Origin of the sequence: Ruegeria sp. HKCCA0235A (genome assembly GCF_013033235.1) — a bacterium.
Taxonomy (GTDB): domain Bacteria; phylum Pseudomonadota; class Alphaproteobacteria; order Rhodobacterales; family Rhodobacteraceae; genus Ruegeria.
Genome location: NZ_WQDQ01000012.1, coordinates 90,377 through 102,577 on the forward strand (window position 1 = coordinate 90,377; position 12,201 = coordinate 102,577).

Sequence of the window (12,201 nt, forward strand, 5' to 3'; positions counted from 1 at the left end):
AGCGCTTTGATGGATGGTATCAAAGGAAACCGCTTCGCCGTTCTGGGTCGCGCAGGCATGGACCTGTACGCTGACCCAATTGGCGTCAAAAGCGAGGATGCCAGCACGTTTCATGCCGACCTTGGTGGTTCTTCTGCCAATATTTGTGCCGGGCTGGTCAAGTTGGGCAGCGAGGCGTCGCTGATTACGTCCGTCTCGGACGATGCGATTGGGCGGTTCTGTCTGAACCGGTTGCGGCATTACGGTGTGGACACATCCTATATCCGCGTTCTGGGCGGCGAATACCGCATGTCTCTGGCCGTGTACGAAAGCCGGATCGAGGACTTTCAGAATGTGATCTATCGCAACGGGGCCGTTGATTTCCAGGTCACCAAAGAGGATATGGACAGGGTCGATTATTCATCTTTCTCGGCAATCATCTCGGCTGGAACGGTCTTTGCGTCCGAACCGTCGCGCAGCGCCACATTCCGGGCCTTCGAGAACGCCCGGAGCGCAGGCCTGCCGATCATCTTCGACATCGATTACCGCCCATACAGCTGGCCCTCGGCCGAGGTGGCTGCCGAAGTTCTGTCGCGGGCTGGCGAAGCCAGCAACCTGATCGTCGGCAACGACGAAGAGTTCGGATTCATGGCCGGCGGCATCGAAAAGGGTTTTGCCAAAGCGCAGGAACTTGCCAAAAAGCCGGGTCGGATCGTCATCTACAAGATGGGCGAAAAAGGTGCTGTCACCTTTGTGGACGGGCAAGAGCTGCGAACCGGTATTTACCCGATTACGGCTGTCAAACCCAACGGGGCTGGCGACAGTTTCATGGCCGGGCTGCTGGCCTCGATCGCGGCGGGGCACGATCTGAAAGACGCGGTCATGCGCGGTTCGGCCTGCGCGTCGATCGTGGTGTCGCATCCCGGTTGCGCACCCGCTATGCCAACGACACCAGAACTGGACGCCTTCCTCGCTTCGCATCCCGGCCCGACCACATAGGAGAGTACCATGCATATCGCGCCCTATGACAATCAGAACAAACCCATCGTTGACGCCGATGATCCAACGGTTCCGCTGAACTATTTCAACATCGTCAAGTTGAAGCGGGGCGAAGCCTTTGAATACCAGGTCCCGGGATACGAGACCTGCATCGTGCCCGCCACCGGCAGCGTCGACGTGGAGGTCGAGGGCGTGCGCTTTGCCCATCTGGGCAACCGGGGCGAAGATGTCTGGGATGGCGAACCCGAAGGCGCCTATGTCCCGTCGGGGGCACGGGCGCAGATGGTCTGCGTTTCAGAGACGGCCGAGGTGTTCGTGGCAGGCGCAAAGTATGACAAGGTGCTGGATCCGTTCGACGTGCGCGAGCATGACCTGGTGCAATATGGCAGCGACGACACCAAGACCCATCGCAAGATCAAGCATATCCTGGGCCAGAAGCAGCATGACAAGGTCGGCCGCCTGCTGGTCAGCGAGTTGTTCACCGTGGGTCAGGGCGGCTGGTCGGGCTTTCCCAGCCACAAGCACGACACCAACCGCCTGCCGGACGAGACCCGGCATGACGAAACCTACAATTTCCGCTTCAAACCCAACTGGGGCGCGGGCCTGCAGATGCTGCAGCGCGAGGACAACGAACCGGGCGATGCCTATCACATCGTCGATGGCTCCACGATCTGCATCGACAAGGGCTATCACCCCTGCTGCGTGCTGCCGGGATACGAGATGTATTACTTCACCATCCTCGGCGGGCTGACCCAGCGGTCGCTGGTGCAGTATTTCCAACCCACCCATGCCTATCAGATCGAAACGATCCCGGGCATCAAAGACATGATCGCCAAATTCAAATGACCCTCGCTACGCTCAAAGACGTCCTGCAACCCGCCTACGAACAGGGCTATGCCGTCGGCGGCCTGGTGACGCTGGGCTGGGAGGACATGCGCGCCTATGTCGCCGCCGCCGAAGCAGAGAACGCCCCGGTGATCCTGCAAGCCGGACCCAGCTGCCGCGAGCACACCCCGCTGCCGATACTGGGCAAGATGTTCCGGTATCTGGCCGAAAACGCCTCGGTGCCCGTGGTGGCGCATCTGGATCACGGCTATACCTTCGAGGAGTGCAAGATCGCGCTGGACAGCGGGTTCACCTCGCTGATGTTCGACGGGTCGCGCAAGCCCTTGCAGCAGAACATCGATGAAACCGCCGCGATTGCCGAAATGGCCCATGCCGCCGGGATCTCGTGCGAGGGCGAGATCGGCTTCGTCGGGTATTCCGGCGGTGAAGGCTCAAACGGCACGGATCCCGAGGAAGCCGCGAAGTTTGCCCGCGACAGCGGCGTGGACGCGATGGCAATCTCGGTCGGAAACGTCCACCTTCAGCAGAACAAGGAAGGTGGTCTGGACGAAAACCGCATACGCCAGATCGACTCCATGACCGAGGTTCCACTGGTCATCCATGGCGGATCGGGTGTGCCGGTCGAACAGCGCGCGCGGCTGGCGCGTGAAACCGCGATCTGCAAGTTCAACATCGGGACCGAGTTGCGCATGGCCTTCGGCGCGGCCCTGCGTGAGGCCGTGAACCGTGACCCCGACCGGTTCGACCGGGTGACGATCCTGAAGGAAACCCATGATCCGGTCATGGCTGCCGCCCGCACCGTGATCCGCGCCTTTGGTGCGCCACCGCAGCGGTGACGCTCAGAGCGTGAATGCCGACCGGAAGGCGTTTAGCGCGTCTTCCGGGTCGCCTGCGGCGAAGGCTTCCATCCCGACCGGGCCATGATAGCCCAGATCGTTCAGCGCACGCGCCACGGCGGCATAGTTGATCTCGCCAGTTCCGGGCTCGCACCGACCGGGATTGTCGGCCACCTGCACCTCTCCGATCCAGGGCAGGCATTTTTCACACCAGCGGATCAGATCCCCCTCGCCGATCTGGGTATGGTAGAGGTCGAGATTGATCCGCAACTGCGGACGATCAACCGACGAAACCAAGGCGAGCACGTCCGCCGTTGACCCGAACGGACAGCCAGGATGGTCCAGCAGGTTCAGGTTTTCAAGCGTGAACACCACATCTTCGGCCTGGGCCAGATCACAGATCCGGTTCAGGGTGTCCCTGGCCTTGAGCCACATCGGCCCTGTGACCTCGTCATGCTGCCAGATCGGTATGCCACCATCACCCAACCCGGTGCCGTGCAGATTCAGACGCGCAACGCCCAGACGCTTGCCGACCTGAATTGTTTCGGCGGCCGAGGCCAGCAGCATCTTGGCCCCGTCATCGTCGGCCAGCCGCCCCTGAAGATAGCCGTTCATGATGGTGAAACTGGCGCCGGTTGCGACCAGTCTGGGAATATCGAGCTCCGGCCAGTTCCACAGCCCGACGCCGAACCCCATCTCGGCCAGCCGGGCGGCACGCCAATCCATCGGCCTGTCCAGCCACAGCATCTCGGCACAGACCGCAAGTTGAAACGGTTGAGGCATTGATTTCTCTTTCGGTATGGAAAGACTTAGATCGACCCGCCTTCGACCATGAAGTTCCCGGCACTGCACATGGCCGCGTCGTCCGAGGCCAGAAACAGCACCATCCGCGCCACATGAACCGGGTCGATCGGGTCGGGCAGGCACTGACGATCCACTTGCTTTGCCAGAGCCTCGGGGGTGACCCACAGATCTTTCTGGCGCTGGGTCATGATCCAGCCGGGCACGACCGTGTTGACGCGGATGCGGTGATCGCCCAGCTCGCGCGCCATGGTGCGGGTCAGTCCATGCACAGCGGATTTGGCGGTGGCATAGGCAGGGAAACCCGCCCCGGCCTCCCACCACGAATTCGACCCGATATTGATGATCGAACCTGCACCCTTGGCGATCATTCCGGGTGCCACCGACTGAAGGGCAAAGAACATGTGGCGGATATTGGTCGCCATACGCTCATCCCAATAGTCAGGCGTGACGTCGCGCCAGTCGTGCCGGTCATCCCGGGCCGCGTTGTTCACCAGCACATCCGCGTCGCCTAGCTCTTCCACCAATTGCCCTATTGCGGCGTTCATCTCGTCAATGTTGCGCAGATCGCATTGGGCGAATGCATGCTCTCCGTCCAGCTCGGAAAGCAAAGCAAGCCCGGCATCGGCGTTGAGGTCCAAAAACCCAACCTTTGCCCCCTGTTCGGCAAAGGCCCGAACGGTTTCCGCGCCAATTCCGCCGGCGCCTCCGGTGATGAAAACCGTCTTACCTGCAAGGCTTGGGTAATTGGCGAAAGTATGGCTCATCCGTCACGCTCCATGATCCATTCGACCTCGGGGGCCGGAACGAACCGCCATTTCCGCAGCGGTCCGGCCATGACGTTCAGATAGTACATCTCAAACCCATAGGGCGCACCGCAAGGGTGATGGCCGCGCGGGACGATCACAACGTCGCCATCGGATACCGCCATCGTCTCATCCAACTGGCCGTCATCGGTGTAAACCCGCTGGATCCCAAATCCGTTCGACGGGTTCAGGCGGTGGTAGTAGGTCTCTTCCAGATAGGTGATGCGGGGATAGTCATCCTCGTCGTGGCGGTGGCTGGGATAGGAGGACCAGTGGCCGTTCGGCGTGAACACCTCGGTCACAAGCAGGCTGTCTGCGTAGTCCTCATTCTCCATGGCGATATTGTTGATGTATCGCGTATTTACCCCTTTGCCGCGTTCGGTCAGGGTTATGCCATCAGGTCCAATCCGACGCGCCGTATGACCGCCCTTACCCGGCGCCGAACAGATGGCCACAACGCAGTCGGTTTCCGCCACGGCCTCCCACTCGGTTCCGTTGGGCAGATACAGGCAATGCGGCGGTGTTTTTTCGAATACACTCATCCGGTCGCCCAAAATGCCCCAATCCTGTCCGGCCCCGGTGATCCGCGCCTTGCCTTCAACCATCACAAGGATGACTTCGCGATCCGCGGTCACTTCGTTTGCGCGATCCCCGGCCTTTAGATGATAAAGCCCAAAGCCCACATAATTCCATCCAGCGCTTGACGGAGTGATGTCATGTACCTTGCCGTGGGTTCCGATCGGTTTCTTCAGCAGGTCTGCCATTCTTGTTCTCCTTCTTGGGCGGCCCCCGAGTGCCCGCCTGTGTTGAATTCAGGCAGCTTGCCTTTGGTTCCGGGCCGATAGGGACTGGGCCAGCCGCGCCTGGGTCCATCCTTCTGCAACCGCGCGACGCAGAATATCCGCCTGGCTTTCCGGTGCATTGCCCCCGACCGGGGGGTCCGTGTCCAGATTGGTCGGGAAGGGATAGCCCTCTGCCGTGGCCGCTATGACCGCGTCCAGTTCTGCTACCGTCAGATCGCCCCGTTGTTTCAGAGCAATCAAAGATGGGAATACCGCCTCGGACATCGCCCGCCGATCCACCGACTCCATCGCGCGCCCGAAGGCGGATGAGATTTGCAGCAGGTTTGCCATGCGATTGATGTCGGCGCTGCTGTTCGCGCCCGCCGCATGGAACAGCGCCGGATTGAAGAACACCGCGTCCCCCTTTTCCAATGGCAACTGGATACAGCTGTCTTCGAAATGCGCCCGGTGTGCTTCATCGTGGAACGCCAGATAGCCCGGCGGGTAGAGCTGCGAGAACGGCAACAACTTGGTCGGCCCGCTTTCCACCGGCATGTCACAATGCGCAACCGCCCCTTGCAGGGTCAGCGAGGCCGTCACCAGATGAGCCTGTGCGGGATACCTGGCCGCGCTTTCGGCGCTTTGAAACCCAAGGTGATAATCCCGATGCGCCTGTTGCGCCTTGCCACCGGGGCGCACCTGATTGATCTGAGCAGTCACCTGATAGTTCGGGCCAAGCCACGCTTCACATGCCGCCGCTATCGCCGTGTTCCCGAAATAGAGCGCAAAGCCCTCGGGGTCGCGCAGGCATTGCTTTTGCAGCGCGTTCCACACCCGGTCATTCGCGCCCGAGGCGGCAAAATGATCGCCCTCACCGGCGCCACCCTGGCGTTCTTCTTCGATGATTTCACGAAACACATCCGTCGCCCGATCAATGATCGACGTGTCGGGATACGCCCCTTTCAGGGCGATCACACCGGCGGATTTACCCAGCACCCGGCCCCATTCCGCCAGCAAGGCCCTGCGCGTATCAGGCCGTTCCAAACCGGGGCTCAGTGCCTGCATATCATAGACGGGCACGTTCTTTTCGACCGAGGCGGCAAAAGGCACCGTCTCGGCGGAAAGAGTCTGAGAGGTCAACACCTTGAATTCATCCAGATCACAGGATTCCCGGTCGAAATAGCCGACATATCCAAGGTCCTGTTGTACCATGACGTGCTCCTCTCTGATGGCTTCGGTGTTGCCCCGTTGTGGTGGTGATCTATGAGGTGATCTTCAGCCCGGCCTTGCCGCAGACCTCGACGATGTGGTCATAGCCCATTTTCGAGTACTCATAGGGCGGCGCCTTGGCCGGGTCCTGCTCTGCCTCGACCACGATCCAGCCGTTGTAATCCATTGCTTTCAGTGCATCGGCCACGGCCTGAAAGTCGATGCAACCGTCACCCGGCACGGTGAACGCGCCCGCGATCACCGCATCCAGAAAACTGCGATTGTTCTCACGCGTGTCCTGTACGATTTCAGGGCGGATATCCTTGAAATGCACGTGATGCACCCGATCGCCCCAACGGTTCAGCGTGGCCATCACATCGCCGCCACCAAACAGCAGATGGCCCGTATCGAAACACAGGCTCAATTCGGGGCCTGACCCCTCCATCAGCCAGTTCACCTCATCTTCACTTTCGATGATCGTGCCCATGTGATGGTGATAGGCCATGGGCATGCCCTGATCTGCCATCCACTTGGCAAGTTCGGTCAGCCTGCCCGCATAGGCCAGAACCTCGTCCCGCGACAATTTGGGGCGATCATTGACAGGCGTTCCAATCTGTCCCTGGACGGTATTGGAACATTCGGCATAGACGATGCACGGGCTGTTCAGCGCAACGAATTGTTCGACCTGTTCACGCACCACGGCGATCTCGGCGTGCAGGTCGTTGACCAGCGTGCTGCCCGAGCACCACCCCCCGCACAGCGCGATGTCATTTGCGTCCAGATAGGCCCGCAACCCTTCGGTGTCGGCGGGCATCCTCTGGCCCCGTTCGACACCTGTATAACCGATCTCGCGCGCTTCTTTCAGCGCCTGCTCCATCGTGTAAGCTGCGGTCAGGTCCGGCAGGTCGTCATTCTGCCAGGCAATCGGAGAGATGCCGATCTTCACGCTCATTTCGTGTTTCTTTCCTTGATGGCTGCTTCATAGGCCGCGCGCTTTTCATTCACTTCGGGGCGGGTGCTGACCTCGGGCACCGCCACTTCCCACCAGGTTCCGCCATATTCGGTCGATGGGTAGGGATCGGTGTCGATCACCACGACATAGGGGCCTTTGACCTCATCGCGTTTGGCCAGCGCGTCTTCAAGTTCGGCAATCGAACTGACTTTGACCGAAGTCGCCCCCATCGCTGCCGCATGGGCGGCAAAATCGATGGCTGATTTTGTCTCATGCACAGTGTGGTCGAGAAGGTTGTTGAACTCGGCCCCGCCTGTCCCCATTTGCAGACGGTTGATGCACCCAAACCCGCGGTTGTCCGTGACGACAACAGTGAACGAAATCCCCATCATCGCCGCCGTCGCCATTTCCGAGTTGGCCATCATATAAGTGCCGTCACCGGTAAAGCAGATCACGTCGCGGTCAGGCTGGGCCATCTTGATGCCCATAGCACCGGCGATCTCATACCCCATGCAACTGAAGCCGTATTCCATGTGATAGGCACCGGGGCGCGGCGCCTTCCACAGCTTGTGCAGCTCACCCGGCATCGTGCCGGCGGCGCACATCGCAACAGTGTTTTCCTTGGCGGCCCGCTGCACGGCACCGATCACCTGCATATCCGTGGGCAGTGCATTGCTGTCGGTGGGGGCATCCGTCAGCGCATCAACTTTGCCGAACCAATCAGATTTCAATGTCGCAGGCAGATCCGGCGCGCGATGGTCGCCCAGCGCTTCGCCGAGTTCGCTCAGACCAACCCGAGCGTCGGCCTGCAACGGCATCGCTCCGTGCTTTTCGGCGTCGTAGGCGGCGGTGTTCAGGCTGATCAACTCTCGCTCGGGGTTCGCGAACAAACCCCATGACCCGGTAGTGAAATCCTGAAACCGGGTGCCGACGCCCAGCACAAGATCCGCCTTTGCGCAGATGTCATTGGCGGGTTCGCCACCGGTCACACCAACGGGACCAAGGTTGAGCGGGTGATCCCAGGGCAATGCGGACTTGCCGGCCTGTGTCTCGGCCACGGGGACATTGTGTGCCTCGGCAAAACGCTGCAACGTGGCGGTTGCGTCCGAATAATGCACACCTCCGCCGGCAACGATAACGGGACGCTTGGCGGCCTTGATCGCGGCAACGGCGCGCGCCAGTTCCCCCTCATCCGGGCGAATGCGGCGCTGATACCAGACGCGCGCCTCAAAGAAGCTTTCGGGATAGTCATATGCTTCGGCCTGCACATCCTGACAAAAGGCCAGCGTCGCCGGGCCGCAATCCGCCGGGTCCGTCATCGTGCGGAAGGCGCGCGGCAGAGCCGTCAGCAGATGTTCCGGGCGGGTGATGCGGTCGAAATACCGGCTGACCGGTCTGAAACAATCATTCGCACTGATGGTTCCATCCGAGAACACTTCGGGTTGCTGCAAAACCGGATCAGGGCCGCGCGTCGCAAATACATCGCCAGGCAGCAACAAAACAGGCAGACGGTTCACGTGGGCCAGAGCAGCGGCCGTGACCATGTTGGTGGCCCCCGGTCCGATCGACGATGTCACCGCCATGGCGCGCCGCCGACCCAACTGCTTGGCATAAGCAATCGCGCTGTGTGCCATGGTCTGTTCGTTGTGACCGCGATAGGTGGGAAGACTGTCTTTCACCCCATGCAGCGCCTCGCCCAGACCTGCCACGTTGCCATGGCCGAAGATCGCCCAAACACCTGCGATGAACGGCTCTCCGGCCTCGTTCATCTGCGCCCCGAGATAGCGCACCAGAGCCTGCGCCGCGGTCAATCGGACTGTTTTGCTCATCATGGTCCCTTTCCACTCGGAGCCCCCATCGGCGGTCCGCTGGTTTTCTCATTTTCGAAGGTGTCAGGCCTTTTGCCAGAGCCTGAAATCAGAGTGGCGTCAGGTGCCACCGCCCGATGGATGCCCCCGTGAGGGCATCCGAGTGTTTTGCTTTAGACAGTACCGCCCAGCGATCCCTCAAGCTCGGCCATTTCCTGACCACCGGCCATCAGGTCCTGCAACTCTTCGGGTGTGATTTCACCGCGTTTGGCAGTGCCCAGAGTTTTGCCGCGGTTCAATACGGTAAAACGATCACCCACCGCCAGCGCATGGCGCACGTTGTGGCTGATGAAAACCACGCCGACACCCTGGCTGCGCACCCGGTCGATCGTGGCCAGAACATTCGACGTCTGACGCACCCCAAGTGCCGAGGTCGGTTCGTCCAGGATCAGGATCTTGGCACCGAAATACACCGCCCGCGCGATGGCCACCGTCTGACGTTCGCCGCCTGACAATGTACCAACCGCCTGATCCGGCGCGCGCAGATTGATGCCCATCTTGCGCATCTCTTCCATGCAGACTTCGTTTGCATGATCCACATCGAACCGCTTGAGCAGACCTTTGCCCTTGGTGGGTTCGCGCCCCATGAAGAAATTGCGCGTCACGCTCATCAGCGGGATCATCGCCAGATCCTGAAACACCGTGGCGATACCTGCTTCCATTGCATCGCGCGGCGTGTCGAAATGCAGCGGCTGACCTTCGAACATGATCTCGCCCTTGGTCGGTTTGTGCACCCCGGACATGGTCTTGATGAAGGTGGACTTACCCGCGCCGTTGTCGCCCAGCAGGCAATGGCATTCCCCCGGCTTGACGTCAAAGCTGACGCCAGCAAGCGCGATGATATTGCCAAAGTGCTTTTCGATGTCTTTCATCTGAACGATGGGCGCCTGATCGCCGACGGCATCGCCATGGTGGAACTTGGTGTCTTCGGTCATATCAGCGCTCCCCGGTTACGCGCTTGCGGATCGCGTTGTTGAACAGAACGGCAATCAACAGCATGGCACCCAGGAAGACCTGGAACCAATCCTGATCAAAGTCGGTATAGGTCAGGCCGATGACGACCATGCCAAAGATGATCGAGCCGAAGAAAGCCCCGATGGCCGAGCCGTATCCGCCGGTCAGCAGGCAACCGCCGATCACCGCGGCGATGATCGCCTCGAATTCCTTCTGGAACCCCCGCCGCGCATCGGTCGAGCCCGCGTCCATGACGGTAATGATCGCCACAAGGGCGGCACAGCACGCCGTCAGCATGAACAGTGAAACCTTGACGCGATTCACCGGAACACCTGAATTGGATGCAGCCGTGCTGTCCCCACCCGAGGCGAAAATCCAGTTCCCCACCGGGGTGCGCAGCAGTACGTAGGTTGCCGCCAGTGTAATGACAATGAACCACAGGATTTCGACGGGAATTCCCGGGACCTTGGGCGCGCCGCTTTTGAATGTATCGATCATGCCGTTGGCGGCCAGCCATGCGAACAGGCTGCCGAATGCTTCGCCCGAAAAGAAGGGGGCCAGCCAGTCGTTTTCGACCGCGTCGCGTACTCCGCGCAACTGGGTCGAACCGCCTGTCGCCATTTTCAGACCTACCAGTGACAGGCCACGAAGGATGAACAGAAATGCCAGCGTTACAATGAACGAAGGCAGGCCCGAACGGATCACGATATTGCCGTTGACCGCACCGACACAGGCCGCAAATACGAATGTCATCGGGATGGCAAAGATCAGCGGCAATTGCCAGGTCACGACGCAGACGCCGAAAAACAGCCCCGAGAACGCGACCATCGATCCGATCGACAGGTCGAACTCTCCACCGATCATCAGCAGTGCCGCACCGATCGCCAGGATACCCAACTGTGCCGCAGGAGTCATGAAGTTCATGACACCGGCCAGAGTGAACATCGATTCATCTGCGGTGATCGCAAAGAACACGAATACCAGAACCGCACCTGCAATGGCGCCCAGCTCGGGTCTTTTCATCAGTTTGGTCAGGAATGGTTCTTTCTTGACCCTTTCGTCCGACAGGACGGGCGCTGATTCACTCATGGTTTCCTCCCAATTCGGTGAGACCGGCGCGTTGGCGCCGATCCTGTTGTTTGTCGAGCCACGCCGAAATCAGCGGATACCTTGCGCGGACAGTTCGATGACCTGTGCGGCCTTGTCCTGAGTGATCAGGTTCGGACCCGAAGGCACGTCGCCGCCCGGCATCAGGCCGTATTTGGCGTGCAGACCCATGAAGTTCACCGACAGGTAGCCCTGAAGATACTGCTGCTGGTCAATGGCAAAGGCCGCGTCACCATCCACGATTGACTGGAGGAAGTTGGCCGACAGGTCGAACGAGGCAACATTCAAATCCCGCCCCGAGGCTTTGGCCGCGGCGACCGAAGGCTCGCCAGCCGAGCTTGCGCCCAGCGCCATAACGGTATCGACGCTTTCGTCAGAGGCCAGAGCGGCAGCAACCTTGGACTCGATCTCGGACGGATCGTTCGAGGTCGGCAGAACGGTTACTTTACCGCCAAACCCTTCGGTGAAGCCTTCACAGCGCAGGTCAAGTGACACGTTGCCGACCTCGTGGTTGACACAGATCGCATTGGTTCCACCCATCGAGGCCAGCTTTTCACCAGCCGCCTTGCCCGCATCATATTCGTCCTGACCCACATGCAGCAGAGCGCCCAGTTCCTTGGCCACTTCCGCGCCCGAGTTGATCGAGATCACCGGGATACCGGCGGCAACCGCACGTTCGATCGAGGGGCCAAGCGCATCCGCATCCGGGATCGAGACGATCAGCCCGTCGGGCTCCTGGTTCACGGCGGCGTCGATCAGCTGCGACATGGCAACCATGTCAAAGGTTTCAGGTGCACGATATTCCACGTTCACACCGACATCTTTTCCGGCCTGCTCAACGCCGTTTTTCACGACGTTCCAGAATGCGTCATTGGCCTGGCCATGCGACACGACCACGATTTCCTGCGCAAATGCAGGTGTGGCCAAGGCCAGTGCCCCCGCAGCAAGCGCGCCTTTAACGAATTTCTTCATTTCAGTTTCCTCCCAATGGTTCAGTCTGATCTTCTGTCGGGGTACCAGCCCCGATCATCCGGCTGTGCCGAATCTCAGTGGCTGCGGCGC

At 60.3% G+C, this 12,201-nt stretch carries 12 protein-coding genes; 3 read left to right on the forward strand and 9 right to left on the reverse strand.

Features of this window, described 5'->3' with window-relative positions; genetic code table 11:
* Positions 1-9 precede the first annotated feature (9 nt).
* Genes iolC through GOW56_RS18550 form a run of 3 tightly spaced genes read left to right on the forward strand, consistent with a single transcriptional unit; the run spans position 10 to position 2,660 of the window.
* The gene (gene iolC / locus GOW56_RS18540) at positions 10-978 is read left to right on the forward strand and encodes a 5-dehydro-2-deoxygluconokinase (RefSeq protein WP_171206846.1); all 969 of its coding nucleotides are present in this window, start codon (positions 10-12) and stop codon (positions 976-978) included.
* A 9-nt stretch (positions 979-987) separates the two neighbouring features.
* Positions 988-1,824, forward strand: a complete 837-nt coding sequence (locus GOW56_RS18545) for a 5-deoxy-glucuronate isomerase (RefSeq protein ID WP_171206817.1) — start codon at positions 988-990, stop codon at positions 1,822-1,824.
* The gene (locus GOW56_RS18550) at positions 1,821-2,660 is read left to right on the forward strand and encodes a class II fructose-bisphosphate aldolase (protein WP_171206818.1); all 840 of its coding nucleotides are present in this window, start codon (positions 1,821-1,823) and stop codon (positions 2,658-2,660) included. Before GOW56_RS18545 ends, GOW56_RS18550 begins: the two co-directional genes overlap by 4 nt.
* 3 nt (positions 2,661-2,663) lie before the next feature.
* Here the strand turns inward: GOW56_RS18550 and GOW56_RS18555 are convergent, their stop codons facing one another.
* The 9 genes from GOW56_RS18555 to GOW56_RS18595 all read right to left on the reverse strand — a co-directional run bounded on the left by GOW56_RS18555 (position 2,664) and on the right by GOW56_RS18595 (position 12,111).
* Positions 2,664-3,443, reverse strand: coding sequence for a TIM barrel protein (locus tag GOW56_RS18555; RefSeq protein ID WP_171206819.1), 780 nt, complete (start codon positions 3,441-3,443; stop codon positions 2,664-2,666).
* A 26-nt stretch (positions 3,444-3,469) separates the two neighbouring features.
* Positions 3,470-4,228 (reverse strand): SDR family NAD(P)-dependent oxidoreductase, encoded by a 759-nt coding sequence (locus tag GOW56_RS18560; protein ID WP_171206820.1) that lies wholly within the window; start codon positions 4,226-4,228, stop codon positions 3,470-3,472.
* Positions 4,225-5,031, reverse strand: a complete 807-nt coding sequence (gene iolB / locus GOW56_RS18565) for a 5-deoxy-glucuronate isomerase (protein WP_171206821.1) — start codon at positions 5,029-5,031, stop codon at positions 4,225-4,227. Before iolB ends, GOW56_RS18560 begins: the two co-directional genes overlap by 4 nt.
* Positions 5,032-5,079: 48 nt before the next feature.
* Complete coding sequence (locus tag GOW56_RS18570) at positions 5,080-6,261, reverse strand: phytanoyl-CoA dioxygenase family protein (protein WP_171206822.1); 1,182 nt, start codon at positions 6,259-6,261, stop codon at positions 5,080-5,082.
* A gap of 49 nt (positions 6,262-6,310) precedes the next feature.
* Positions 6,311-7,210: a myo-inosose-2 dehydratase gene (gene iolE / locus GOW56_RS18575; protein WP_171206823.1), complete on the reverse strand. Its 900-nt coding sequence runs from the start codon at positions 7,208-7,210 to the stop codon at positions 6,311-6,313.
* Positions 7,207-9,039: a 3D-(3,5/4)-trihydroxycyclohexane-1,2-dione acylhydrolase (decyclizing) gene (iolD, locus tag GOW56_RS18580; protein WP_171206824.1), complete on the reverse strand. Its 1,833-nt coding sequence runs from the start codon at positions 9,037-9,039 to the stop codon at positions 7,207-7,209. Before iolD ends, iolE begins: the two co-directional genes overlap by 4 nt.
* A 152-nt stretch (positions 9,040-9,191) precedes the next feature.
* A complete protein-coding gene (locus GOW56_RS18585; protein WP_170347331.1) occupies positions 9,192-10,013 on the reverse strand; it encodes an ATP-binding cassette domain-containing protein in 822 nt (273 codons plus the stop codon).
* Between the two features lies 1 nt (position 10,014).
* The gene (locus GOW56_RS18590) at positions 10,015-11,121 is read right to left on the reverse strand and encodes an ABC transporter permease (RefSeq protein WP_171118992.1); all 1,107 of its coding nucleotides are present in this window, start codon (positions 11,119-11,121) and stop codon (positions 10,015-10,017) included.
* 69 nt (positions 11,122-11,190) lie between these two features.
* Complete coding sequence (locus GOW56_RS18595; RefSeq protein WP_170347329.1) at positions 11,191-12,111, reverse strand: sugar ABC transporter substrate-binding protein; 921 nt, start codon at positions 12,109-12,111, stop codon at positions 11,191-11,193.
* Positions 12,112-12,201: the final 90 nt, after the last annotated feature.

Bases quoted from the DNA above. Each gene is read 5' to 3' on its own strand.
- iolC (WP_171206846.1), top strand. From the start codon at position 10: ATGGATGGTATCAAAGGAAACCGCTTCGCCGTTCTGGGTCGCGCAGGC.
- GOW56_RS18545 (WP_171206817.1), top strand. From the start codon at position 988: ATGCATATCGCGCCCTATGACAATCAGAACAAACCCATCGTTGACGCC.
- GOW56_RS18550 (WP_171206818.1), top strand. From the start codon at position 1,821: ATGACCCTCGCTACGCTCAAAGACGTCCTGCAACCCGCCTACGAACAG.
- GOW56_RS18555 (WP_171206819.1), bottom strand. From the start codon at position 3,443: ATGCCTCAACCGTTTCAACTTGCGGTCTGTGCCGAGATGCTGTGGCTG.
- GOW56_RS18560 (WP_171206820.1), bottom strand. From the start codon at position 4,228: ATGAGCCATACTTTCGCCAATTACCCAAGCCTTGCAGGTAAGACGGTT.
- iolB (WP_171206821.1), bottom strand. From the start codon at position 5,031: ATGGCAGACCTGCTGAAGAAACCGATCGGAACCCACGGCAAGGTACAT.
- GOW56_RS18570 (WP_171206822.1), bottom strand. From the start codon at position 6,261: ATGGTACAACAGGACCTTGGATATGTCGGCTATTTCGACCGGGAATCC.
- iolE (WP_171206823.1), bottom strand. From the start codon at position 7,210: ATGAGCGTGAAGATCGGCATCTCTCCGATTGCCTGGCAGAATGACGAC.
- iolD (WP_171206824.1), bottom strand. From the start codon at position 9,039: ATGAGCAAAACAGTCCGATTGACCGCGGCGCAGGCTCTGGTGCGCTAT.
- GOW56_RS18585 (WP_170347331.1), bottom strand. From the start codon at position 10,013: ATGACCGAAGACACCAAGTTCCACCATGGCGATGCCGTCGGCGATCAG.
- GOW56_RS18590 (WP_171118992.1), bottom strand. From the start codon at position 11,121: ATGAGTGAATCAGCGCCCGTCCTGTCGGACGAAAGGGTCAAGAAAGAA.
- GOW56_RS18595 (WP_170347329.1), bottom strand. From the start codon at position 12,111: ATGAAGAAATTCGTTAAAGGCGCGCTTGCTGCGGGGGCACTGGCCTTG.